This is a genomic window from Pseudarthrobacter sp. KH_020_B (assembly GCF_057840185.1).
Genome location: NZ_CM174506.1, coordinates 464357 through 489197 on the forward strand (window position 1 = coordinate 464357; position 24841 = coordinate 489197).

Below are 24841 nucleotides of genomic sequence, written 5' to 3' on the forward strand. Positions count from 1 at the left end.
CTGGGCGCATGGAGACACCCACCACCGCGCTCGTAACCGGGGCAACCGCAGGGCTGGGAGCGGAGTTCGCCCGCCAGTTGGCGCAGGAAGGCCACCACATGGTGCTGGTGGCCCGCGACGCCGCCCGGCTCCGGCAGATGGCTAACGAACTGGAGCGTGATTACAGCGTTTCCACCGAGGTGCTGCCCGCTGACCTGACGGACGACGCCGGCGTGGCAGCCGTCGTCGGGCGCCTTACGGACGCTGCGCGGCCGGTTGAGGTCCTGGTGAACAATGCGGGGATGGGGCTGCTCCATTCGTTCGAAAAGAATTCCTTAGAGGACGAGAAAAGGCACCTTCGCCTGCACGTGCAGACCCCCTTGGAGCTCTGCCATGCCGCCCTGCAGGGGATGCTGGAACGGCATTCGGGCCGGATCATCAACGTGGCCAGCGTGGCGGCGTTCGCCAACCGCGGCAGCTACTCGGCCGCGAAAGCGTGGCAGGTCAGCTTCAGCCGCTGGGCCAACCTGTCCTATGGGCCGAAAGGCGTGCACGTCACGGCACTGTGCCCCGGATTCACGCACACCGAATTCCATGACCGCATGGGCATGGACAAGTCGGTGGCCCCGCGCTGGCTGTGGCTGCGGGCCGACCAGGTGGTCCGGGAGGGCCTCGCCGACAACGCCCGCGGGAAGGGCGTTTCGATCCCCACCAAACGCTACAAACTGGTCGCCGCCGTCTCGCGCGTCCTGCCGGCGCGTCTTACGTCCGGGCCGCCGCGACGCCCGAAACAGTAGCCTTCCGCGGTGCGCGGACGGCCACCACCACGGCGATACCGATCACGGCGCCCACAAACGTCTCCACCGCGCGTTCGGTGACCAGCAGGCCCGGGTCCATGGGGGCGGCAAGCTGCGTCATAAGCAGGATCACCGGCGTGAAGAAGACCATGGCCCAGCCGTAGTGCCGCGCCATGAACAGCTCGGTGGGGAACTGGAACACGATCACCAGCAGCGCCAGCACGGCGGCGGTGTGGCCGGGGAAATACTGCAGCGGAGACAGAGGCCCCGGGAAAAGTACGACGGCGACCAGCGCCAAACCGACAAACGTCCCCACGATGCGGTGGATCCCGCGGTGGACGCGGCTGGGCAGGTCGGCTCCGGCGAGCGGGACGGCGGCCGCGGCCATGGCCCAGTGCGGGTGGCCGCTGCCGCTCAGGACCCCGCAGGCCCCGGCGGCACCGACGGCCAGGACATAGCGGGCGGCGTGCACCAGCGCGGCCTGCCGGAGTTCACCGCTGGGACGCGGAACGTCACGCAGGGCGCCCGCCTGCCAGGCCCGGACCCGCAGCCAGCCGGCGAAGCCCACCAGGATCGAGAACGCGGCGGAGGCCGCACCGATCAGCACGGCAGTCAGGAACGGCACGTTCGTCGGGACGGAGGCGCAGGCACCCAGTGCCAGGATGCCGAAGAACGGTCCGTTGGGCTTGAGCCGCACCTTGTCGGAGAAGAGGGAACCGGCACCGGCCAGCACGGCCTCCACCAGCACCAGCCACCAGGAGTGGATGTGGTTGACGGACAGGAACACGCCCACCGTGATGCCGCTGACCAGGACCACTGCCGCCTGCGCCTGGTGCTTGAGGCGAAGCTGGTGGGATTCCGAGCGTCCGTACATGCCGGTCAGGGCACCGAATACTGCGTACATGGTGAGCTCGGGGCGGCCGATGGCCAGGAGGACCAGGGAGGGCACGGCCACGCTGAGGGCAACCCGTACGGCCGAGAGCCGGTCGTTGTTCGCCGGGCCAAGCGCATGCAGCGTGCGGGCATGGGCCATGACTCTGCGCACAGCCAACACCACCAATCGATCAGACCCTTGTTCGAAAATTAGCAGAAGCCCGGAATGCTCACCATTAGCTGGGTCACAGGGCGTCGCTTGGGGCCGGCCCGGCGTCGGGCTAGGGCGGGCACGGCTAAGGCCCGCCCTGCGTGCTTCCCCCAAGGAAAGCGCGCGGGACGGGCCTTTGAGCGCGGGCTACAAGACGGCCCGGTCAGGCCGGTTTGTTGTTCCGATGTTTTGCTTAGACTCCGACCGGAACTTTTGTGGCCGCGGCATCGGTGACGTCCTGGGATTCGAACGGCATGTCGTCCAGGTCGATCAGCGGGTTCTCGTCCTGAGTCGCAACCAGTTCCTTGGCCTCCGCCTGGGTGTCCACGCTGGGCATGGAGCCGGGCAGCGGACGCTGGGCTGATTCCTTCAGGAAGTAGATGGCCACGGCTCCGATGGCTGAGGTCGCCATGAGGTAGTAGGCCGGCATCATGTCATCGCCGGTGGCCGTGATCAGCGCGGCGACGATGAACGGCGTGGTGCCGCCGAAGATGGCAACGGCGAAGTTGTAGGCGATACCCATGGCGCTGTACCTGTTGGCTGTCGGGAACTGCGCGGGCAATGCCGAGGCGAGGTTCGCAACATAGAACGTCACAGGGAAGGCGATCAGGGCAAGTCCTGCCAGCGTGGACCAGACCTCACCAATATCGATGAGGAGGAAAGCCGGCGTAGCCAGCACCACGGTGCTGATGGCGCCGATCCACAGGACCGGCCGGCGGCCGATGCGGTCGGACAGCTTGCCCGTCAGGGGGATGCACAACGCCATGATGACCAGCACTGGGATGGTCAGGAGCGTGCCGTGGACCTCGTCGTAGCCCTTGGACTCCGTGAGGTACGTGGGCATGTAGGACGTCAACGCGTAGCCGGCGGTGTTGGCCGCGGCCACAAGGATCATCGCCACGATGAGCGAGCGCCAGTAGGCCTTGACGATTCCGACCGGAGTCTTGGCGGCGTCCACGTCAGCAGCTGCGGCAGCCTGCCCGATGGATTCCTGGGCATCCAGGGTGGCCTGGAACTGAGGGGATTCCTCGATCTTGTTCCGGAAGTAGATGGCGATCAGGCCCAGCGGACCTGCGATCAGGAACGGAATGCGCCAGCCCCACTCCTCCATGGCTGTCTGGCCAAGGGTCAGCTGCAGGACAGAAACCAGCGCCGCACCCAGGGCAAAGCCCAGGTAGCTGCCCATGTCCAGGAAGCTTGCAAAGAATCCACGGCGCTTATCCGGGGCGTATTCGCTCACGAAGGTGGTGGCGCCGGCGTATTCACCGCCGGTGGAGAAGCCCTGTACAAGCTTCAGGATTACCAGCAGCGCAGCGGCCCAGATGCCGATCTGGGCGTATCCGGGCAACAGCCCGACGGCGAACGTGCTCGCAGCCATAATCATCAGTGTTGCTGCGAGTACCTTCTGCCGCCCGATCTTGTCGCCGAGCCAGCCGAACACAACGCCGCCGAGGGGACGGGCAATGAAAGTCGCAGCGAACGTTCCAAGCAGGAACAGCGTCTGGACGGACTTGTCGGCCTCGGGAAGGAAGACAGGTCCCATGGTGGTGATCAGGTAGCCGAATACGCCGACGTCGAACCACTCCATGGTGTTACCCACGATGGTTCCGCCGAGCGCTTTTTTCAGCATGGGCTGGTTTACTACATTCACGTCGGACTCTTTGAGTCGGCGACGCGCAAGGATCTTCGGTTTACGCGCACTTGGTAATGCACTGTTTGGTACTGCAAAGTTAGTTCGGCTGGCGTTGTTCACGCCTGCTGAAGAGTCGGTCGTGCTTCGGTCTGTGGGCATTTGGGCAACTCCTATGGAGGTCATTTGCTTGCGACTTGTAGCTGCCCCGCTCTGGGCAGGCCTTCAATTTTACGCGGTTTCCATGGCAAATAAGAGTTCTGTACCGTAAGATCACGTGTTTCAGGGCGTTTTGAGCCGCTGTCATCAGATTTCTTTTCGCCGGTTTCGCCGCGCCATCACTGGGATGCGGGCGGTGCCGGCCCATCGTTACCGAATCTTTTTGCTTACGACGCGATTTTGGAGCCATTTTTCCCCTGGTTCGCGCGGAAAAGTGACAGCCGCCACAGTATTCCCGGCCGCTGGCCAGACCGCATCACACCCTCCGATCTGGCCAGAAACCGGGGGTTCACAACCGAGCCTGAAACTGCCTATTGTTGAGCCATGGGAACACTGATCTTTGAGTAGGCGGACGCCTGCGGCCTGGTACCACCGGCCCCCGTCCATGCTGATCTCGTCAGACACACTGATTCTCCTCAGAAAGGTTCCACCAAATGACTGAAAAGAACACACCAAGCCAGCCCGCAGCCGCGCAGGACGACGCCGAAGCCAAGGGCATCCGGTCCGGGCTGACCGAGGCGCAGCGGGCCATGCTCGCCAGCAAGTCCCGGGGCGGCGACAACGGCCTGCAGAGCGTCGGCAAGAACCACAAGCCCACGCACGCCAGCGGCAAGCAGGGCCCTGCCGAGAAGAAGGTCCGCTGGTAGCTTCCAGCGCCCGGACAGCACGCCAGACTACCTATTGGTAACCACTTCATTTCATTGCGGAAGGAAGAAAAAATGGCTGAAAAACATGCTGAAAAAAACATCGAACCGGAGGTCGCGGACCATCTCGCGGCAGCCATGGACACCCCGTCCATGCCTGACCCGGCCACCATTGCGGTCACTGCCGCGATGGCCGGCGAAAGCCAGTGGCCGGACGGCAACGGCAAGCGCAGGCACCCCAAAGAACGGGGTACAGCCCACGGCCGCATGGGCCAGGAGGCTGCCGTCACGGCCGTGCACCGCACCGGCCGCCCGCAGATGCCGCACTCGTCCTAAGGGCACTCCCGCTGACGACGCGCATCTGACCTGACGACACACAAAAGGCCTGGCGACACCCGAATTCGGGTGTCGCCAGGCCGTCTCCGTGTCCAAGGAAAATTTGCGCGTCGCTAAGACTCCGGCACCACTTCGTCAGCGTTCTTGTCCAGCCGCCAGCCCCGCCACACCGGATGCCTGAGCTTCCCGGTGCCGGTCCATTGCCCGAACGTCACCTCTCCGACCAACCTTGGCGTCACCCAATGGGCGTCCGAGGCATCCTCGCGGGGAACGTCGTCGAACGGTGACGTCTTCCGGGCCAGATCGTCCACTTTCTGCCGGAGTTCCTCCAGTTCGCGCATGCTGAACCCGCTGCCCACCCGGCCCACGTAACGCAGTTTGTCGCCGTCGGGGATGCCCACCAGCAGCGAACCCACCGAACTCAGCCGCCCGCCCTTGCCGGGCCGCCAGCCACCCACCACCACTTCCTGGGTCTGTTCCAGTTTGATCTTGATCCACGTCCGGGTCCGTTGCCCGCTGACGTAGCGGCTGTCGGTCCGCTTGGCCATCACGCCCTCAAGCCCCAGCTCCTGCGCGCTCTCCAGGATGTGCTCGATCCTCTCGTCCAGCACGGCGGACAGCTCCACGGGACACGCCGACGGGTGATGGAACTCCTCCAGCCGCTGCCGCCGCTTGGCGAAAGGCAACCGGCGAAGGTCCCCGCCGCCGTCGGACAGCAGGTCAAAAAGCATCAGCCGGACAGGGATTGCTGCGCGGGCCTTTGCGACGTCGGCGGGCCGGGTCAGTTTCATCCGCCCCTGGAGCAGCCCGAAATCGGGTCTGCCGGAAGGCCCGACGGCGATAATCTCACCGTCGGCGACGAACGGTCCCGCCGGCCAGCAGGCCCGGTCCGTCAGCTCCGGGTAGGTTGCGGTGACGTCGATGCCGTTGCGGCTGAAGATCCGGACCTTGTTTTCGTCCGCGACCAGTAGCGCACGCACGCCGTCCCACTTCAGCTCAAACTCCCAGTCGCTGCCGTGAAGGTCTGCGGCGGTGCCGGACGTTGCCATCATGGGACCGAAATCTTCGGCACGGATCGCTGGTGCAGCCTCCTCGGCTTCGCGCACTTCGGTTCTCGAGTCGGGTTCGTCATCACCCACCGGAGCCCGCCGCGGATGAAAAGTGTGGTGGTCCTTGTCCATCAGGTGGATGAGCCACTGGCCTTCGACATCCTGGCCGTGCCCCCGGCCCGTGTGGATGAGGGCGAACTTCTTGGTGCCGCACAGGCCACCGCCCTCGGCACCGGTCAGCGTGGCGATGACCTCCCGGCCGTTGATCCATTTCTCCAGTTCATACGTCCCGTGATCCCAGATGGTGACCTCGCCGGCGCCGTACTGGCCTTTGGGAATGGTGCCTTCAAACGTGGCGTAGTCCAGGGGGTGGTCCTCGGTCTGGACGGCCAGGTGGTTGTTCCCGCCGGCTTGCGGAACGCCCTTCGGCAGGGCCCACGACACCAGCACGCCCTCGTGCTCCAGCCGGAAGTCGAAGTGCAGCCTGCTCGCGTGGTGCTCCTGGATCACAAAGGTGTCTCCGGCCCCCGAGACGCCAGAGAACGGTTCCGGCGTCGCATTGGGGTCCCGCATCGAACGGTACCGCTCCAGGCGGGCGTGCGCGCCGCCGTCGTCCGTCTCCCCGTCCAGGGAACCAGCGTGGCCGGCACCGCGGCCGACGGCGGCGAACGGGTCTTTGCCCGCCTTGACCCGGCGCAGCATGGCTTTGTAGTCGAGGTGCTGGAGCTTGGGGGAGCCGATCTCCTGCCAGGTCCGCGGGGCGGCCACGGTGGGGGTGAGGCGGCCGCGCAGGGAGTACGGCACGATGGTGGTTTTGGCGGCGCTGTTCTGGCTCCAGTCCACCAGCACCTTGCCTTTGCGCAGCGTCTTTTTCATGTCGCTTACGGCGAGATCCGGGTGGTCGGCTTCCAGCGCGCGGGCCAGTTCGTGGGCAAAGTCCGAGATCTGATCAGAGGTCTGCGTGCCGTCCAGGCCCGCGTAGAGGTGGATGCCCTTGCTGCCGCTGGTCACCGGCACAGGTTCCAGGCCCACGTCCTGCAGAATGGCGCGTGCCAGCCTGGCAACCTCGGCGCACTCCTCCAGCCCGGCGCCATCGCCGGGATCGAGGTCCAGCACCAGGCGATCCGGGTTCAGCTGTTTGCCGTGGGAGTCCACCTGCCACTGGGGGACATGGATTTCCAGCGAATTGATCTGGCCGAACCAGGTGAGTGTGGCGGGATCGTTCACCATCGGGTAGTAGAGGGTCCGGTCCTTGTGCCTGATGGCGGCGCGGGGGAGCCAGCCGGGCGCTGAATCCTCCAGGTTCTTCTGGAAGAACACCTCGCCGGGCTGCCCTGCGGTGCCCACCCCATTGACCCAGCGCTTTCTCGTGGCGGGCCGGTTGGCTGCCGCGGGGATCAGGACATGGGCCACGGCGGCGTAGTAGGCCAGGACGTCGGCCTTGGTGGTGCCGGTATCCGGGTAGATGACTTTGTCGAGGTTGGTGAGGGTCAGTTCCCGCCCCGCCACCCTGACGCGCTCTTTAGGGCCGGCCATGGGTCTTCACCTCCGGCCCCGCGTGATGTTCACTTGAGGGATGAGAGCCATCTGGAAAGGTGCCATCGCGTTCGGTCTGGTCAACGTGCCCGTGAAGGTCTACAGCGCCACCGAGGACCACGACATCAGCCTCCACCAGGTCCACAACGCCGACGGCGGCCGGATCCGGTACCAGCGCCGATGCGAGGTCTGCAGCAAGATCATCGACTATTCGGACATCGACAAGGCGTTTGAGGACGAGGGCCGGACGGTGGTCCTGTCCAAGGATGAGCTCAAATCCATCCCGGCGGAGAACAGCCACGAGATCGAGGTGGTCCAGTTTGTCCCGTCGGAGCAGCTGGAACCCATGATGTTCGAGAAGAGCTATTACCTGGAGCCGGATTCCAAGTCGCCCAAGGCCTACGTCCTGCTGCGCCGGGCGCTCGAGGATACGGACCGCGTGGCCATCGTCCAGTTCGCCCTGCGCGAGAAGACCCGGCTGGGGGCGCTGCGCATCAAGGAGGAGGTGCTGGTGCTGCAGTCCCTGCTGTGGCCCGACGAGGTCCGGGAGGCCAGCTTCCCCGCCCTGGACACGTCCATCCGGATCTCCGCGCAGGAGCGCGAGATGTCCGCTGCCCTGGTGGAGTCCATGGCCGCCGATTTTGAACCCGAGCACTTCACCGATGACTACCAGGTGCAGCTCCGGAAGCTTATCGAGGCCAAGCTGGAGAAGGGCGATTCGCTCGATACCGACGAAACGTTCGGCGCCGTAGCCAGCGAGGGCGGCAACGGCGAGGTCATCGACCTGATGGAGGCGCTCAAGCGCAGCCTGGAGCGGAAGCGCGGCGGCGGGAAGCCTGCCGCCTCCGAGGATGCGGGCTCTGAGGACGCGGCCTCCGAGGACGCGGACGACGCCGGCACTGACGAAAGTGCCGAGGGTTCCGGCGGGAAGGCTCCCGCCAAAGCCCCTAAGGCGACGGCGACCAAGTCCACTGCTGCGAAGCCTGCGGCGAAGGCCACCCCCACGCGGGCGCGAAAGGGTGCTTGAGTCCGTCTGCGAACAACCTGCGTTGGTGGAGATGGCCGCCGCCTAGGAGTTCCGCAGGGCGGAGATCAGCTCACTCTTCTTTTTGGCTGAGTAGCCGGTGAGACCTATTTCCTTGGCTTTGGCCTTGAGCTGCGGGACGGTCCAGTCGTCGTAGTCGCCGGATTTCCCGCCCTTGCGGCCCACCGCGGAGCGGCCCTTGTTGGCGGCCGCGTTGGAGATGCGGGCGGCCTTCTGCTTGGACGCGCCGTCCTCGCGAAGTTCCTCGTAAAGTTCAGGATCTTTCAGGCTCGGGTTCTTCTTGCCGGGCATGTCGTCCTCCTTCAACCGGGATCCTGGACGCCGCCGCGCCGCATTGGCTGGTCAGGCTTCCACGCTAATTCCGGGGTTGTGGAAACACAAGGAATCCCTAAGTTTGCTTGCTTTCGCGTCGAGCCCCGAGCTCCAGACGCTTTACAGCCAGCCCCGCTGCGGCCACAATGGGTCGCATTACAGCCAGCCTGTCAAAGGAAATGCCTGTCAACGGAGAGGGTCGCCGAAATGAATGACAAAGCCGACGTGGACGAGGCAGACCGGGCGCTGAAGCAAAAGCACCGTGCTATGTGGGCGTCGGGGGATTACCCCGCGCTGGCCAGCGAACTGGTGCAGGATCTCGGGGCCATTCTGGTTGATGCCTGCGGAATCAAGCCGAAGCAGCACATTCTGGACGTGGCTGCCGGCGCCGGTAACGCGGCCATCCCTGCGGCCATGATGGGTGCCCATGTGGTGGCCAGCGACCTCACCCCGGAGTTGTTCGACGCCGGGCGCCGGCAGGCTGCCGATCGCGGCGTCGGGCTTGAATGGGTGGAAGCAGACGCCGAGGCGCTGCCGTTCGAGGACGACGCATTTGACGTGGTGACCTCCTGCCTCGGTGTGATGTTCGCGCCGCACCACCAGGCGGGGGCGGACGAAATTGTCCGGGTGTGCAAACCCGGCGGCACTATCGGCCTGCTCAGTTGGACGCCCGAGGGGTTCATCGGTCAAATGTTTGCCGCGATGAAGCCGTTCTCGCCGCCAGCGCCGCCCGGAGCCCAGCCGCCGCCGCTGTGGGGCAGCGAAGACCACGTGCGGGAACTCTTCGGCGGCAGGATCGCCGATATCCAGGCGAAAAAACGCACGGTGGCCATCCGCAGTTTCCATCAGCCGGAGGACTTCCTGCGGTACTTCAAGTCCCATTACGGTCCCACGATCGCCGTATACAAGTTCATTGGGGACGACCGGGACAAGGCTCAGGCCTTGGACAAAACACTCATCGAACTGGCCGATTCCTTTGGCGAGGCCCACGGTGATGCCGTGTGGCAAATGGAATGGGAATACCTGCTGTTGACTGCCAAAGAGGTCCGTTAATGTCCGGGAACTTCGTGGCAACGTCCACCATCACCATCGACGCCCCACCGGACCGGGTCTGGACCGTTATCACCGAACGCGGCTAACCACCCCGGGGCCGGGTGACTTAAAAGCGAGAGGCCGCCGTCGTGCCTTCCCCAACTCGGGAGAAAGTACGACGGCGGCCGCTGCTGTTAAGCGCGGGGCGCTACTCGGCGTCGTGATCCGTTTCCAGGATCTGGACCAGGCGCTCCAGAGCGTCATCCGCGCCGGTACCGTCGGCGCGGAGGACCACAACGTCGCCGTGGGCGGCACCCAGGCTCATGAGGGACAGGATGCTGGCGGCGTCCATTGCCTCATCGACCGGCTCGCCTTGGCGGGCGATGGTGATGTCCAGGTCGAACTCGCCGGCGGCCTCTGCAAAGATGGCGGCGGGGCGGGCGTGCAGGCCTACGCGGCTGGCGACGGTTGCGGTGCGTTCTGGCATTTTTGCTCCTTTTGTCTTTCGGCTGCCTCTTGGTTCGGCGCCGTTGTTAGGTAGTGGGTGAAGCCGGGTCAGACCGTTGCGGGAACGGACTCCACGCTAGCAGCGGGTTCGCGGACAGCCCAGCGCTTGAGGGCGATGACCGCCAGGGCGGTGACGACGGTACCGACGAGGATCGAGACAACGAACATGACGAAGTTGTCGATGGCGAAGAATACGAACACACCGCCGTGCGGGGCCTTGGATCCAACGCCCGATGCCATCGAGATGGCGCCGGTCACTGCGCCGCCGAGCATGCTGGCCGGGATCACACGGAGCGGGTCGGCCGCGGCGAACGGGATGGCGCCTTCGGAGATGAAGGATGCACCCAGAAGCCAGGCAGCCTTGCCGTTTTCGCGTTCCGCCAAGCTAAAGCGCTTCTTGTCCAGGACGGTGGAGGCGAGTGCCATGGCCAGCGGCGGCACCATGCCCGAAGCCATGACGGCCGCCATGATCTGCCACGGAGCCTGGTTGTCGATGCTTGCCGCGCCGAGGCCGGCGACGGCGAAGGCGTAGGCAACCTTGTTGACGGGGCCGCCGAGGTCGAAGCACATCATCAGGCCCAGAATGATGCCCAGTGCGATGGCGCTGGCGCCGGTGAGCCCGGAGAGGAAGGTGTTCAGGCCATTGGTGATGCCGACGATCGGTGCGCCCAGCACGAGGAACATCAGCCCCGACGCCACGATGGAGGCGAGAAGCGGGATGATCACCACGGGCATCAGGCCGCGCAACCAGCGGGCCACCTGCCAGGTGCCGATCACGTGCGCAATGTAGCCGGCCAGCAGGCCGCCCACGATGCCGCCGAGGAAGCCGGCTCCCATGAACCCCGCAACGGCGCCGGCGACGAAGCCTGGCGCGATGCCCGGCCGGTCGGCGATCGCGTACGCGATGTAACCGGCAAGGGCGGGTACCAGGAAGCCGAGCGACAGGGCACCGATCTTGAACATCACGGCGCCGAGGTAGGCCCCGAAAGGTCCCCAGGCCAGTTCCGGGTACTCGGTGGGCAGGTTACCTAGGTTGTTTTCGGCGAGGATCTTGTCCGCGAAGCCTGTGATGTCGTAACCGCCCAGCAGGAAGCCCAACGCAATCAGCAGGCCACCACCGGCCACAAACGGGATCATGTAGCTGACACCGGTGAGCAGTGCGCGCTTCAGCTTCTGGCCGATGTGCTCGCCCTTTTCGGAGGCTTCCCTTTCGGCCTGCTCCTCGGCACCGAAGTGAGGTACCTTGCGAGCGTGCGGATCCGTCGCTGCGGCGAGTGCTTCCTGGACCATCTTGGCCGGCTCGTCAATGCCGCGCTTGACGGGGGCGTTGATAACGGGCTTGCCGGCGAAACGCTCCTTGCCGCGGACGTCCACGTCAACCGCGAAGATCACGGCTTCGGCGGCGGCAATGACGGCCGGGTCCAGCGGCTTCGCGCCGGAGGAACCCTGGGTCTCCACCTGCAGGTCCACCCCCATTTCCTGGGCCGCGGCCACCAGCGAATCGGCGGCCATGTACGTGTGCGCGATGCCGGTGGGGCAGGCCGTGACGGCGACGAGGCGCCTGGTGGCTGGAGTGGCTGGGGCGGCGTCACCGGCAATGGGGGCCCCGCCCGCTTCGCGGACGCCCGAAGCCGCTCCCGGGCCCCCATTCCCGGCGACGCCGGTCGCGGGTCGGTCACCGATCGCCGCGGTCACCAGCTCGACTATTTCTTGGGAGGAAGACGCCGCACGCAACGCCGCAGTGAAGTCCTTTTTGATCAGGGACCGGGCCAGCTTGGACAGCAGCTTCAGGTGTTCCTGGTCCGCGCCTTCGGGGGCGGCGATGAAGAAGATCAGGTCCGCCGGGCCGTCCTTGGCGCCAAAGTCCACCTTGGGGTTGAGCCGGGCCATGGCCAGCGTGGGTTCGATCACGGCAGCTGAACGGCAGTGCGGGATGGCAATGCCGCCGGGGATGCCCGTGGCGGTCTTCTGCTCGCGGGCGAAGGCATCGGCGAAGAGACCCTCGACTTCTGACGCGCGGCCGGTGGCAGCTACTTTGCTGGCCAAGTGCCGGATCACGTCCTCGGGCGAGGTGCCCAGGTTCTGGTCGAGCTCGACCAGTTCGGTGGTGATGAGCTGAGTCACTGTCAATCCTTTCGAAGGGCCGTGATGGTTACGGCATCCGGGGTGGTTTGGTGGACTGCCGGGACGGTGGAACCCGGCAGCGAGGCGGCGGCGGCACCGTGTGCCACTGCCTGACGGAGGCAATCGGCCGGGGCGGCGCCCTGGCCGTGGGCGAGCAGATAGCCAGCCAGCGATGAATCGCCCGCGCCGACAGTACTGACCGCGGCGACCGGCGGATGCGTGGCCAGCCACGCGCCGTCGGCCGTTACCAGGACAGCTCCCTTGGATCCGAGAGTTGCCAGCACAGCACCCACACCGGAACGCACGACGGCGGCGGCGGCCGCTGCGGCAGCCTCCGGATCCGCTTCAAGTTCGTCTGCGGTGTACGCCGTGGCGAATCCGGCTGCGGCAGCCAGTTCCGCCAGTTCCTCGGCGTTGGGTTTGAGGAGGTCCGGTTTGCCTGGTGCCCCGCCGGAGACGGCGGCGACGAGCGGGCTACCGGAGGAGTCGACGGCGATCAGCGGGGCGCCGCCGTCGGCCCCGATACCAGTCCCCGAACCGGCGCCGTTGCGCAGCCGGCGGGTGACGGTGGCGTAGAAGTCGGCCGGGAAGCCGGGGGGCAGGGAACCTGCCAGGACCACCCAGCTGGCGCCGCGGGCGCGTTCCAGCAGCAGGCCGATCAGGGCTTCCTGCTGGTCTTCGCTCAGCAGCGGGCCGGGCTCGTTGATCTTGGTGGTTACGCCGCCCGGCTCGGTGAGCGCCACGTTGGTACGCAGCGGCTCGTCGATGGGGAGGGCCGCGAACGGCACGCCGTCGTGGAGCAGCCCGGCGAGGACGGGATCGCCATCGGCGCCCGGGAGCACCGCGATGGTCGCCAGGCCGGAGGCGACCAGGGCGCGGGAGACGTTGACGCCCTTGCCGCCGGATTCCTGGCTGACCGAGAGGGCACGCTGGACCTCGCCGCGTTCCAGGGGACCGGGCAGGGCCACCGTGCGGTCCAGGCTGGGGTTGGCCGTGAAGGTGACGATCACGCGATCACCACGTCGACGCCGGCCTCGGTCAGGGCTGCCGCGAGTTCGGGGCTGGGCTCGCTGTCTGTAATCAAGGTGTCCAGATCTTTCAGGGAAGCGAACTGGACCAGGGTTTCTGCGTCCAGCTTGGAGGAATCGGCCAGCACCACGATGCGGCGCGCCGACTGGACGAAGGCTGCCTTGACGGCGGCTTCTTCAGGATCGGGGGTGCTGAGGCCAAAGGTGGGGTGGATGCCGTTGGTGCCGATGAAGGCGATGTCCGGGCGCATCCGGTGCGCAGCCTCCACGGTTGACTGCCCCACGGCGGCCTGGGTGAGGCCGCGCACCCGGCCGCCCAGGATCTGGAGGGCGATTCCGGGAGAGCTGGACAGCTTCGCTGCGATGGGAACGGCGTGGGTGATGACCACCAGTTCGGCGCCGGTTCCGCCGGCGGAAGGTTCGACGGCGGCGCGCCGGGAGAGGAGGTCGGCCAACGCTTCGGTGGTGGAACCGGCGTCGAGCAGGATGCTGCCGGACTTGGCCTGGGGGATCAGGGCCAGGGCCGCCTGCGCGATGCGCATCTTCTGGTCCGGGCGCTGGATGGTCCGTTCGTTGATGCTTTCCTCGGTGGTGCTGAAGCGGTCGGCCGCAACTGCTCCGCCGTGGACCCGGCGCACGGTGCCGGTGGTTTCGAGGGTAGCGAGGTCGCGGCGGACGGTTTCGGTGGTGATGCGGAAGCGCTCCGCCAGCATGGTCACGCTGACCCGGCCGGTGCCGGCAACAAGCTCGGCGATCTTCTGCTGGCGCTCCTCGGCGAACACGTACCCTCCATTGCGTAAAGTGCTGGATCTCAGCGGCTGTGACATTCAGTGACTGGTATCACATGATGTTGAATTACTTGACTTTATCTGTGTCTATGTTGGTTTGTCAACGAAAGCCACAAAAACACAGAAAGCCGGGCCGGGACTCCGCCGGAAATGGAAAAGCCGGGCCGGACCATTGTGGTCCGGCCCGGCTTCCGGGTGGATTGGAGCTTAAATGTTGCCGTCGCGGCTTTCGTTGCGGGTGATGCGCTCGCCGGTGTTGGGATCAACCACCGAACGGGTTTCGCTGACCCGGCGGCCGCGGCCCGGCGAGGCCAGGACCAGTGAAGCGATCAGTCCGATCACGCCCACGGCCATCAGGATGTAGCCCACCATGACCTGGTCTACGAAGGGGATCAGTCCCGGGGCGATGGCCCAGGCCAGGATGGCGCCGAGCGCAATAAGGAAGATGGAGGAACCGATTCTCATGACTTGCTCCTTGTTGTCCGCTAACTGGTGGGCGTGACTTGGTAAGCATGCTGTCCAGTGTCACGCTACAGTCCGGACGCTGCGGATTCAATCAACACACATTGCTTGATCCCTCAGTCTTGGTTTCTATTCGGACGATTTAGGGACCGGTGATAGAGCAACGGGAGTGTCCCATTCGATGTGATGTCCGTAGACCCAGTCGAAGGTTTCGCCCTTCTTGGCCAGCGAGCGGAAGACGGCTTTCAGGACCAGATCGTTAATCACCAGATCGTTAATCACGCGCCTGAGCTGGCCTCTGGCCATGGGCGCTGAGTTGCGGTGGCCCCACTCCACTACTGCCTCAGTGCGTCCGCGGCGCTCGCTTTCATAATCGGCGAACGCCGCTGCAATGCTCGCTGCGTCACCGCCGCCGACGGCGCCTGGGGCGGTGGCACGCAATGCGCGTCCCAGGCTGATGGCGTCTTCGATGGCCATGGATGCGCCCTGCCCCGACGACGGTGAAGCCGCGTGGGCGGCGTCGCCCACCAGTACCAGCCGGTCCCGGTGCCAGCGCGGAATAGAGGGAATGTCGAAAGTGGCGTACGGCCGGCTAATGTCTTCGGTGGCGCCAACGATGGCCGCCATGGGGGTGCGGTCGCCGGCCACCAGGCCGGTCAGCCAAGCCTTGAGGCCGGCCGCATCCAGAAGGGACGGATCCTCGGACTCCCGCTGCGGCAGGTTGGCGAACCACCAGACGCGCCCTTCCGGGTCCTGCATGTAGCAGTAAGAACAGCGTTTGCCGAAGGTCATTTTCATCTGGCCAGGTTCGGCGTCCACCGTGCCTGCCGGCACAATCCCCGCCGGTACCATTCCTTCCGTGTTCAGCAGCGGGATACTCCGTGGTGCCGGAGAATCGGGCTCGATGAGATTCCGGACCGCGGAACGGAGCCCGTCTGCGCCCACCAGCAGATGACCGGAAGCGGCAGTGCCGTCGTCGAACAAGGCGGTAACGCCGTCGGGCGCTTCCTCCACGGCGCTCAGGCGCTTGCCGTATTCAACGCGGATGCCGCGCCGCGCAACTTCGGAGCGGAGAAATCCGTATAGCTCGGAGCGGGTCATCGTGCGGGTGGTGCCGTCCGTCAGAGAACCTCTGTACTCGAAATCGATGAGGTGCCGGCCCGTGCTGCCCAGGTGCATTGACATCCGCGGGGTACTAAAGCCCAGTCCGGAGGCAGCCGTCTTCAGGCCCAGCGTGTCCAGGGCATCAAAGCCGTTGGCGGCGACGGTGAGGAAGCCGCCGATGCCGTCTGATGGTTCTCCATGCGCTTCGAAGACGACGGCGGTGTGGCCCGCCTTATGCAGTGAGAGGGCCGTGGCGAGCCCGCCGATTCCGGATCCGATAACCAAGCAGTTCAACACGGTGCGCTCCTCGGGAAGTGTTTAGGTCGGTCAGGAGAAATATCATTCTGAAAGGGAGTGCAGTCAACCCCTATTCGGTCTGGCGAAAGAGTTTGGGTATGGCGGAGCCGGCCGCGGACCTGGTGCTTGACTGGCTAGGCTGATCCGATGGAGACAGTTGTTTGGTCCAAGCCGGAGGCTGAACGGGACGGCACCCCGCTGCTTGTCATGATGCATGGCTATGGCACCGATGAGTCGCGGATGGTGCGGCTGTTCGAATACCTGCCGGCCGAGTTCACGTGTGTTGCGCTGCGGGCCCCCATGGTGGTCGGCGACCACTATGGCTGGTTCCTCCTGGACTATTTCCTGGCCAATGATTTCGCGGATGTCATCACCGCCAGCAACACTGTCCAGGCGTGGATCAACTCCGTCAGGGGCCAGCACAGCAGCGTGAGCCTGTTGGGTTACTCGCAGGGGATGGCCATGGCCAGCACGCTGCTCCGGCTCCATCCCGCGGATTACAAGGCCACGGTGGGGCTCTCCGGTTTTGTGCTGGAAAACGAACTGCTGTCGCTGACCGAATCCTTCACGGCCCCGCCGCCCTTCTTCTGGGGGCGGGACAAGGCGGACGTGGTGATCAATGAGGACGCCACGGCCTACACCGGAGAATGGCTGAACGAAAACACCCGGCTGACCGCCAGGACGTATCCCGGCATGGGCCACGCCATGAGCAAGACGGAGATGGTGGACGTCAGCGCCTTCCTGCGCCACTACGTGCTCGGCTGACTGGCGCTTTTCCGACGAGAATTCCGTCACAATCCCGGCCGAAGAGTGGGCGGAGCGAAGGCCGGAGAAAAAACAGTTGCGCGCCAAATTTGTAAGCGCTTACACTCAGCGTTGGCCCGAGTTTTACGGCCATCGAAACAGTAGGGAAGGGATGCCGGATGGATGCACGAGTGACAGGCCCCTGCCCGCGGTGTGCCGCCGGTTCAGTTCCGCCGGGTTGTCAGTCCGCGTCAAGGTGCCCATGATGGAAGAAGACGTTTAACAGCAGCCCACCGCACCGCCGTGGTTTCCGCCCACGCCCTGCCGCCGCGCCGCTGATCCGGCGGACACCGTGGACCCACCTCCCAGCTTCCGCTTTTGGCCCCTCTCTGCTCACTGCCCTCGCGATCCCGCCCCTAACGCTGCCCGCCGTCTGAAAGGACACCGCGCATGACTGACGTTCTGAATACCCAAAACTCCGGCTGGACCACCGCTTCCGCCATTCTGTTCGACCTCGACGGCGTGCTGACCCCCACGGCCACTGTCCACGAACAGGCGTGGAAGGAGCTTTTCGAGGGCTTCCTGGCGTCCATTCCGGATGTGCCCGGCTACCGCGAGGGCGACTACTTCGATCACATCGACGGCAAGCCCAGGTTCGACGGCGTCCGGGACTTCCTGGCGTCCCGTGGCATCGTGCTGCCCGAAGGCGCGCCAAGTGACGGCACTGCCGGTCAAGGTTCCACCGGGGACGCCGGGCAGGACGCAGCCAACGCCACCGTCCAGGGGCTGGGCAACCGGAAGAACACGGTCTTCAACGACATCGTGAGCGCCGGCGTCGAACCGTTTGAAGGCTCGGTGCGTTTCCTGGAAGCCGCGCTGGACCGGGGACTCAAGGTCGCCGTCGTCTCTTCATCCCGGAACGCACCGGCTGTCCTGAAGGCCGCTGGCCTGAACGGGCACTTCGAAATAGTGGTCGATGGTGTGGTTGCTGCGGCCGAAGGCCTGCCCGGCAAGCCGAGCCCGGCAACCTACCAGTACGCCGCGGAACTCCTGGGCCTGCCCAGCGAAGAATGCGTGGTGGTTGAGGACGCCGTTTCGGGCGTCCAGGCCGGACACGCGGGACAGTTCCACTCGGTGATCGGCGTGGACCGCGGCGCCGGCCGGCAGACCCTGCTCGACGCCGGAGCCACGAGCGTGGTCAACGACCTCGACGAACTGCTCTAACACCCATCGCCGCCTGAAGCTCCCCGGCCTCAGGCACGAAGCACCTCCCCGCACAACGCCAAAAGGATCCCAACACCATGGCTCTTATCACCGCGGACCGTGAACGGTTCCCCAACACCCCCTGGCAGCTAGTGGAAACACACCACCAGCCGGGCAGCGCAGGCACGCTGGAGACGCTCTTTGCCCTTGGCAACGGGCACCTGGGCATCCGCGGTGCGCACTGGGCGCCCTCGGACGCGGACCTTCCGGGTAGCTTCATCAACGGCCTGCACGAGATCTGGGACATCAAGCATGCGGAGAACGCGTTCGGTTTCGCCCGGACCGGACAGCGGATCATCTACATCCCGGATGCGAACAACTTCACGGTGATCATCGACGGCGAGAGCCTCACCCTCGCCGAATCGGCCGTCCTGGACTACCGCCGCTCCATTGACTTCGCCACCGGTATCTACGAGTGCCGCATCACCTGGCTGTGCCGGTCCGGCGCCACGGTGACCACCACCGAACGCCGCGCCCTGGGCTTCACCTCGCGCGGCATCCTGGGCATCTCGCTCGAAGTAGCTTCGGACCGCGAGGTTTCCGCCGACGTGACGTCGTCTGTCATCAACCGCCAGGACCAGCCTGTGGAGGACCACTCGGCGCATGACCCGCGCCGGGCAGGCCGGCACGCAGGCCGGGTCCTCCTGCCGGTAAGGACCGACGGCGGCGACGGCTCGCTCCGGCTCTCCTGGGAAGCCGCGGTATCCGGGCAGCGCGTGGGAATCGCCGTGGACCACTGGACCTCGGCCGGCCACCAGCCCTTCGAGACCGTGGCAGGCGAGGACGACAGCAGCGTCCGGTACGTCCTTGCCGTCCGCGCCGACGAGCCGTTCCGGCTGGAAAAGAGCGTCAGCTATGCCGCCGGCCGCGGCGTCCAGGATTCGGAACGAGACGCGGCCGAGGCCGCCGAAGCCGGGCTCCGGTCTGTGGAGGACATCTTCACCGAGAGCCGCGAGCACTACCGCGCGTACTGGGCCACCGCGGACATCGTGGTGGGCGGCCAGCCCGAGCTCCAGCAGGCCATCCGTTGGAACCTGTTCCAGCTGGCCCAGGCCACTGCGCGGGCCGACATCGCCGGCATCCCCGCGAAGGGTGTCACGGGATCGGGCTATGAGGGGCACTACTTCTGGGACCAGGAGGTCTACCTCCTGCCCTACCTCACCTACACGAACCCAGACGGCGCCCGCCAGGTCCTGGAGTTCCGGCACGACATGTTGCCGGCCGCCAAGATCCGGGCCAAGGAACTCAGTGTGGAGGGCGCACTGTTCCCGTGGCGCACCATCAACGGCCTCGAAGCCAGCGCCTATTACGCTGCCGGCACGGCGCAGTTCCACATCGCCGCGGCCATCGCCTTCGCCACCAACCGCTACCTGTGGGCCAGCGGCGACGAAACCTTCCGGGAGGGAATGGGTGCCGAACTCCTGATCGAAACCGCCCGCATGTGGGCCGCCTTGGGCTTCTTCGGCAAGGACGGCGCCTTCCACATCCACGGCGTCACCGGCCCTGACGAGTACACGGCCGTTGTGAATGACAACCTCTATACCAACGTGATGGCCCGCTTTAACCTGCGTGCCGCCGCGGCACTGGACCACCCGGCAATCGAGGACGCCGAACGCGAGCTGTGGGAGCAGGCCGCGGCCCGCATCCACCTGCCCTTCGACGAAGACCTGCAGGTCTACTCGCAGGACAACGACTTCATGACCCTGGAGCCGTGGGACTGGACCACCCCCCGGTCCAAGTACCCGCTGCTGCTGAACTTCCACCCGCTGGTGATCTACCGGCACCAGGTGCTGAAGCAGGCCGACACGGTGCTGGCCATGTTCCTGCAGTGGCAGGATTTCTCTGCCGAGGAGAAGCGCCGCGCGTTCGATTTCTACGACCCCATCACCACCGGCGATTCCACCCTGTCCGCCTGCGTGCAGGGGATCATGGCCGCCGAAGTGGGGCACCCCGAAGCTGCCCTGAAGCACTTCACGAACGCCGTTTTCATAGACCTCGACGACACCCACGGGAACACCATCGACGGCGTGCACATCGCCTCGGCCGGGGGAGTCTGGAGCTCGCTGGTCTCCGGCTTTGCCGGGCTCAGGGACCAGGGCCACGTGCCGTTTTTCGATCCGAGGCTTCCGGCGGAGTGGGAGGCACTGTCCTTCCACCTGACGATCCGGGGCAGGCTGCTGCTGGTGGAGCTCGACGCCGGTGCACTCACGCTCAGCGTCCGCGGCGGCGGACCGCTGGACGTGGATGTCCGCGGCCAGGTCCACAGCATCGGTGAAGAAGCGGTCCGGGTTGCCCTGGATCCCTTTGCGGTTCCGGAACGCACTGTCTTCCCCAGCGGGCCCCCGACGGCGAGCCTCCCCATTGTGAGGTGACCCGCTTCAGGCGAGGGGGCGCGTCAGTCTCCTGCCGCCGTCGTGCGTTCCACCACAACTGGCCTGTCCAGCGGGTGCGCCAGTTCGTCGGCGGGCATCCGGGCGGCGATCATGGCGATCACCGCCAGGACTGGGCAGACAACTCCGGCGGCCAGGAAAATTGCCCAGATGGGAAAGACCTGGGCTGCCGGTCCGGCCAGTGCCATGGAGATGGGCATCAGCGCGAGGGACACAAAGAAGTCCAGGCTGGAGACGCGTCCCAGCAGGTGGCTGGGTACGCGTCGCTGCAGCAGCGTGCCCCAGATGACCATGCCCACGCTGCCGGTGGCGCCCCAGATGAACATTGCGGCGGCCACGGTCCAGAAGCTATCCAGAATGCCGACGGCGGCGAGCGGCAGGCTGCCCGCACCCCAGGACACCATCATGACTGTGAGGTAGCGGCGCGGCAGCTTCAGGGACGCGGTCACCAGCGAGCCGACGGCCCCGCCCACGCCCATCACGGCCAACAGGAAGCCGAACATGCTGGAGTCGCCGCCGAGCTGGTCGCGGACCACGAACGGCATCAGCACTTCGATGGGGCCGATCAGGAACAGCACCGAAACGCAGGCCCACAGCAAAGTCCAGAGCAGCCACGGCGTGCGGATGGTGTAGCTGATGCCCTCGCGGAGGTCGTGGAAGAAGGACGATTTTGCGGGGCGCACGGCGTCGTGAGACCCGCCGTGAGACCCGCCGTCGGCCCCGTTCGCGGGCGCCTCCAGGGCATGGCGCCCCAGGAAGTTCAGGACGATGAACGCCAGCAGATGGCAGGTGGCCACTCCGGTCACGGCGTGCGACGGCGAGAGCGCCGCCACCACCACGCCCGCGACGGCGGGTCCGGCCGCCTGCTGGAGGATGGGCCGCATGGTCCCTTCCATGCCGTTCGCGGCCAGCAGGTCTTCGGGCGGCAGGATCCGCGGCAGGATCGCGGAGTAGGCCGGGAAGAAGAACGCGGCGCCCACGCCCAGGACAAAGCTGCCCACAGCGAGGTGCCACAGCTGCAGCCAGCCGGCCATGGCCAGCCCGCTGATCGCCGCGATAACGGCGAGGTTGGCACCTTCGACGGCAATGATGAGGAGCCGCTGCGGCACGCGGTCAGCGGCGATCCCGCCCGCGAGGACAAAGGCCACCAAGCCGGTGCTGCCGGCAGTGGCCACCAGGGACAGCTCCAGCGGGCCGCCGCCGAGGTGGATCACCTGGTAGACCATAGCGACAGCCCACATTCCCGATCCGAAAATGGAGATGGCCAGCGCTGAAATGAGGACCCGGTACTCGCGGTGCGCAAAGGGCCGCAGGGCTTGGAGTGTGGGCATAGGGCAAGTCTAGGCAGTGGCCTAGTGTTAAGCACCCAGAACAGATGCAGAGGTGACCATGGCCAAGCGCAGCAATCCCGCAGTACGAATCGCTCAGGAGACCGCCCACAACGCGGTGTTCGACGCCGACGGCAAACCGAAACCCGGGGTCCACAACATGCTCCTCAGGGCAGTCGAAATCCAGCGGCCCCTGGTGCTCGCCTACGTCCGGCGGCTGCAACGCAAACACCCGCGCGCCAGCGCCGCCAGGCTCGCGGAGATCCTCGAACGTGACTACCTGCGGGCGGTGACCGGCGGCGGTGCGATCGTCGGGGCAACTGCCGTTGTGCCCGGCGTCGGAACCGTGGCCTCCTTGGGACTCTCCGCCGTGGCGACCGTAGGTTTCCTCGAAGCCACGGCACTTTATGCCACTTCGCTGGCGGAACTCCACGGCATCCGGCTGACCAACCCGGAAAAGGCCAGCACCATGGTCATGGCCATCATGCTGGGCGAAGAGGGCACTGCTCTGCTTGGGACCTTGAGCGGCCAGGCCATGGGCAAGGGAGCCAGCGCCACCCAGGCGTGGGGCAACGTGCTGACCAAGTCCATGCCATCGGGGTTCGGTGCCATTCGGAACAAGATCCAGAAGGCCTTCCTCAAGAACCTGCTCAAACGCCAGGGCACTGCGCTGCTTGGCCGGGCGCTTCCGTTCGGCATCGGCGCGGTGGTGGGCGGTGCCGGTAACCTCATAATGGGCCGCGCCGTGGTGGCTAACGCCAAGGAAGCCTTTGGACCCATGCCGGACACCATCCCGGGGGAGCTCAAGGCCTCGGCGGCGGAACCGGACAAACCTACTTTGGGAGGCAACAACCTTGGATCTTAACGCTGACCTCGGCGAATCGTTCGGCTCGTGGAGCATGGGGGACGACGCCGCGATGTTCCGGCTGGTGACCAGCGCGAACGTGGCCTGCGGCTTCCACGCAGGGGACCCCATCACCATGCTGGACAGCTGCCGCGCCGCCTTTGAGCTCGATGTCACCGTCGGTGCGCACGTGGGATACCGGGACCTGGCCGGCTTCGGCCGCCGGTCCCTGGACATGTCCTTCGACGAGCTGTTCGGCGATGTGCTCTACCAGCTGGGGGCGCTCGACGGCGTGGCGCACGCCGTCGGTGCCTCCGTTGACTACGTCAAGCCGCACGGCGCCCTTTACAACCGCCTCGTTCACGATGCCGAACAAGCCTCCGCCGTGGTTGCCGCCATCCAGGCCTACGACCCCGGCCTGCCGATCCTCGGACTGCCGGGCTCGCAGCTGTTGATCCAGGCCAAGGAAGCCGGGCACCCGGTTTTTGTGGAGGCCTTTGTGGACCGCGCCTACCAGGCGGACGGGACCCTGGTGCCGCGCTCCCAGCCGGGTGCTGTCCTGCACGACGTCGGCTCGATCGTTGAGCGCGCCGTGCGCCTCGCGACGAAGGGCGAAGTTGTGGCCGTGGACGGAACGGTGGTTCAGGTCAGGCCCGACTCCCTGTGCATCCATGGCGACACCCCCGGGGCCGTGGAAATGGCCGCCGGTGTTCGTGCCGGGCTCGAAGCGGCCGGCGTACAGCTGGAGTCCTTCGCGTAACCGCAAGCGCGTAGCGGCGCGAGAGGACACTTGGGGCCCTCAGAGCCGAGGGCCCCAAGTGTCCGTTCGCGCCGACGAGTGGGCCCCAAGTGTCCGTTCGCGCCGAGGAGTGGGCCTCAAGTGTCCGTTCGCGGCGAGGGAAGGCGCGGCTAACCGAAGGCCAGGTGCGCCGCGGTGAAGATGGCCAACCCGGCCAGTGAGCCCACCACGGTGCCGTTGATCCGGATGAACTGCAGGTCCTTGCCCACCTGGAGTTCGATTTTCTGCGACGTTTCTTCGGCATCCCAGCGGGCCACGGTATCCGTGATCACCCCGGCGATGTCGGAGCGGTAGGTCCGCACCAGGTAGCCGGCGGCGTCGCCGATCCAGGCGTTGACCTTGCCGGCCAGCTCGGCGTCGTTCACCAGGCGTGAGCCGAAATCGCGCACCGCCGACTTGAACCGGACCGTCAGTTCACTGTCCGGATCGTCCACCGCAGACAGCAGGGCGCTCTTCACGGTTCCCCATGTGCGGGAGGCCAGCTCGCGGACCTCGGGGTCTCCCAGAACCTGTGCTTTGATGTCCTCGGCCCGGGCGATCATCGCGGGATCGTGCTGAAGGTCCTGCGCGAGGTCGTTCAGGTATTTGTCGATCTGCTGCCTGACCTGGTGGTTCGGATCGGACTGCACGGCGCGTGTGAACTTGAGGATCTCCAAGTACACCTTGTCGCCCACGAGCCCGTCCACGAACTGCGGGACCCAGATGGGGGAGCGGTCCGAGACCAGCCGGCTGACGGTTTCGTGATTGTCGTCCACCCAGTCCGCGGCGCGGTCAACCAGCAGGTCCACCAGCTTGTGGTGGTGCCCGTCGGCAAAAATCCGTTCCGCCATCCTGCCCACCGGAGGTCCCCACGGCGGAGCCAGCAGGTGCTTACGCACCATTCCCTCGATGACCGCCTGGACGTCGTCGTCGTTCAACACCTTGAACGCACCGCGGATGACGGCGGCACCCTCCTTCGCCACGCGCTCGGCGCCACCCGGCCCGGCGAGCCATTGGCCGGCCTTCCCGGCGACGTTCACGCTGGCCAGCTTGTCCTGGACCACCTGCTCGGACAGGAAGTTGGTCTCCACAAACTCACCCAGCGACGCCCCGATCTGGTCCTTCCGGCGCGGGATAATGGCGGTGTGCGGGATCTTGATGCCCATGGGGTACTTGAACAGTGCGGTGACGGCGAACCAGTCGGCCAGCGCGCCCACCATGCCGCCTTCGGCCGCCGCGCGGACGTACTGCAGCCACGGATACTCCTTCTGCAGCGCGAACGCGAACACAAAAATGACGCCCATGGCAATGAGGAGTCCCAGCGCCACAAGCTTCATTTTCCGCAGCGCTGCCGCCTTTTCGGCGTCCCCGGCGCTGAGTTGATGACCGACGACGGCGGCCCTCGCCTTGGGCGCCCCCGGCGCGGGTCCTGCGGGCCGGGGCGGGTCCTGCCGGGTAGTTGGCTCAGAGTTCACCTGCATGTGCCCAGCCTAGCCCCGCTCCGCCGGGCCGCGTCCGCTA

General features: G+C 66.0%; 22 protein-coding genes. 10 read left to right on the forward strand and 12 right to left on the reverse strand.

Translation table 11 applies throughout. From position 1 onward, the window contains the following. The first annotated feature begins 8 nt into the window (after positions 1 to 8). Positions 9 to 776: an SDR family NAD(P)-dependent oxidoreductase gene (locus tag AC3IT0_RS02255; protein ID WP_489322199.1), complete on the forward strand. Its 768-nt coding sequence runs from the start codon at positions 9 to 11 to the stop codon at positions 774 to 776. Here AC3IT0_RS02255 and AC3IT0_RS02260 read toward each other — a convergent pair. Continuing rightward, positions 742 to 1821, reverse strand: a complete 1080-nt coding sequence (locus AC3IT0_RS02260; protein ID WP_489322200.1) for an FUSC family protein — start codon at positions 1819 to 1821, stop codon at positions 742 to 744. The genes AC3IT0_RS02255 and AC3IT0_RS02260 overlap by 35 nt on opposite strands. Before the next feature lie 232 nt (positions 1822 to 2053). Beyond that, a complete protein-coding gene (locus AC3IT0_RS02265) occupies positions 2054 to 3652 on the reverse strand; it encodes an MFS transporter (RefSeq protein WP_489322201.1) in 1599 nt (532 codons plus the stop codon). 491 nt (positions 3653 to 4143) lie between these two features. Between AC3IT0_RS02265 and AC3IT0_RS02270 the strand changes: the two genes are divergently transcribed. Next, a complete protein-coding gene (locus tag AC3IT0_RS02270) occupies positions 4144 to 4356 on the forward strand; it encodes a hypothetical protein (protein WP_489322202.1) in 213 nt (70 codons plus the stop codon). 72 nt (positions 4357 to 4428) lie between these two features. Then, entirely contained in the window at positions 4429 to 4689 is a 261-nt protein-coding gene (locus AC3IT0_RS02275) for a hypothetical protein (protein ID WP_489322203.1), read from the forward strand. A gap of 113 nt (positions 4690 to 4802) precedes the next feature. On the opposite strand, the gene AC3IT0_RS02280 is transcribed toward AC3IT0_RS02275, so the two are convergent. Beyond that, positions 4803 to 7274 carry an ATP-dependent DNA ligase gene (locus tag AC3IT0_RS02280; protein ID WP_489322204.1) on the reverse strand — a complete coding sequence of 824 codons (2472 nt, stop codon included), beginning with the start codon at positions 7272 to 7274 and terminating at the stop codon, positions 4803 to 4805. Positions 7275 to 7314: 40 nt separating this feature from the next. On the opposite strand from AC3IT0_RS02280, the gene ku reads away from it, so the two are divergent. Continuing rightward, entirely contained in the window at positions 7315 to 8301 is a 987-nt protein-coding gene (gene ku, locus AC3IT0_RS02285; RefSeq protein ID WP_489322205.1) for a non-homologous end joining protein Ku, read from the forward strand. 42 nt (positions 8302 to 8343) lie between these two features. On the opposite strand, the gene AC3IT0_RS02290 is transcribed toward ku, so the two are convergent. After that, complete coding sequence (locus AC3IT0_RS02290; RefSeq protein ID WP_489322206.1) at positions 8344 to 8610, reverse strand: DUF7218 family protein; 267 nt, start codon at positions 8608 to 8610, stop codon at positions 8344 to 8346. Between the two features lie 228 nt (positions 8611 to 8838). Here AC3IT0_RS02290 and AC3IT0_RS02295 point away from each other — a divergent pair, with 228 nt between their 5' ends. Next, positions 8839 to 9684, forward strand: coding sequence for a class I SAM-dependent methyltransferase (locus AC3IT0_RS02295; RefSeq protein WP_489322207.1), 846 nt, complete (start codon positions 8839 to 8841; stop codon positions 9682 to 9684). Positions 9685 to 9871: 187 nt separating this feature from the next. Here the strand turns inward: AC3IT0_RS02295 and AC3IT0_RS02300 are convergent, their stop codons facing one another. From AC3IT0_RS02300 to AC3IT0_RS02325, 6 genes are all read right to left on the reverse strand, one after another. Continuing rightward, entirely contained in the window at positions 9872 to 10150 is a 279-nt protein-coding gene (locus AC3IT0_RS02300; protein WP_489322208.1) for an HPr family phosphocarrier protein, read from the reverse strand. A gap of 68 nt (positions 10151 to 10218) precedes the next feature. Beyond that, the gene (locus tag AC3IT0_RS02305) at positions 10219 to 12294 is read right to left on the reverse strand and encodes a PTS fructose transporter subunit IIABC (protein ID WP_489322209.1); all 2076 of its coding nucleotides are present in this window, start codon (positions 12292 to 12294) and stop codon (positions 10219 to 10221) included. A gap of 2 nt (positions 12295 to 12296) precedes the next feature. Then, complete coding sequence (locus AC3IT0_RS02310; RefSeq protein WP_489322210.1) at positions 12297 to 13304, reverse strand: 1-phosphofructokinase family hexose kinase; 1008 nt, start codon at positions 13302 to 13304, stop codon at positions 12297 to 12299. Next, positions 13301 to 14104 carry a DeoR/GlpR family DNA-binding transcription regulator gene (locus tag AC3IT0_RS02315; RefSeq protein WP_489322211.1) on the reverse strand — a complete coding sequence of 268 codons (804 nt, stop codon included), beginning with the start codon at positions 14102 to 14104 and terminating at the stop codon, positions 13301 to 13303. The genes AC3IT0_RS02310 and AC3IT0_RS02315 overlap by 4 nt, the downstream gene beginning before the upstream one ends. Before the next feature lie 213 nt (positions 14105 to 14317). Continuing rightward, positions 14318 to 14575: a DUF6458 family protein gene (locus tag AC3IT0_RS02320; protein WP_489322212.1), complete on the reverse strand. Its 258-nt coding sequence runs from the start codon at positions 14573 to 14575 to the stop codon at positions 14318 to 14320. A gap of 126 nt (positions 14576 to 14701) precedes the next feature. Beyond that, on the reverse strand, positions 14702 to 15973 hold the full coding sequence (locus AC3IT0_RS02325) for an FAD-dependent oxidoreductase (protein WP_489322213.1): 1272 nt from the start codon (positions 15971 to 15973) through the stop codon (positions 14702 to 14704). Positions 15974 to 16120: 147 nt separating this feature from the next. Here AC3IT0_RS02325 and AC3IT0_RS02330 point away from each other — a divergent pair, with 147 nt between their 5' ends. The 3 genes from AC3IT0_RS02330 (at position 16121) to AC3IT0_RS02340 (ending at position 20352) form a co-directional block, all read left to right on the forward strand. Beyond that, on the forward strand, positions 16121 to 16738 hold the full coding sequence (locus AC3IT0_RS02330) for an alpha/beta hydrolase (RefSeq protein ID WP_489322214.1): 618 nt from the start codon (positions 16121 to 16123) through the stop codon (positions 16736 to 16738). 429 nt (positions 16739 to 17167) lie between these two features. Continuing rightward, positions 17168 to 17941, forward strand: a complete 774-nt coding sequence (locus tag AC3IT0_RS02335) for an HAD family hydrolase (protein WP_489322215.1) — start codon at positions 17168 to 17170, stop codon at positions 17939 to 17941. 77 nt (positions 17942 to 18018) lie between these two features. After that, positions 18019 to 20352: a glycoside hydrolase family 65 protein gene (locus AC3IT0_RS02340; protein WP_489322216.1), complete on the forward strand. Its 2334-nt coding sequence runs from the start codon at positions 18019 to 18021 to the stop codon at positions 20350 to 20352. Between the two features lie 23 nt (positions 20353 to 20375). Here AC3IT0_RS02340 and AC3IT0_RS02345 read toward each other — a convergent pair whose 3' ends face one another. Beyond that, positions 20376 to 21701, reverse strand: coding sequence for an MFS transporter (locus tag AC3IT0_RS02345; protein WP_489322217.1), 1326 nt, complete (start codon positions 21699 to 21701; stop codon positions 20376 to 20378). Positions 21702 to 21759: 58 nt separating this feature from the next. Here AC3IT0_RS02345 and AC3IT0_RS02350 point away from each other — a divergent pair, with 58 nt between their 5' ends. Together AC3IT0_RS02350 and AC3IT0_RS02355 are read left to right on the forward strand one after the other, a co-directional pair. Then, positions 21760 to 22563, forward strand: coding sequence for a hypothetical protein (locus AC3IT0_RS02350; RefSeq protein WP_489322218.1), 804 nt, complete (start codon positions 21760 to 21762; stop codon positions 22561 to 22563). After that, positions 22553 to 23302 carry a LamB/YcsF family protein gene (locus AC3IT0_RS02355; protein WP_489322219.1) on the forward strand — a complete coding sequence of 250 codons (750 nt, stop codon included), beginning with the start codon at positions 22553 to 22555 and terminating at the stop codon, positions 23300 to 23302. The genes AC3IT0_RS02350 and AC3IT0_RS02355 overlap by 11 nt, the downstream gene beginning before the upstream one ends. Positions 23303 to 23451: 149 nt before the next feature. On the opposite strand, the gene AC3IT0_RS02360 is transcribed toward AC3IT0_RS02355, so the two are convergent. Next, positions 23452 to 24801: a DUF445 domain-containing protein gene (locus tag AC3IT0_RS02360; protein WP_489322220.1), complete on the reverse strand. Its 1350-nt coding sequence runs from the start codon at positions 24799 to 24801 to the stop codon at positions 23452 to 23454. Positions 24802 to 24841: the final 40 nt, after the last annotated feature.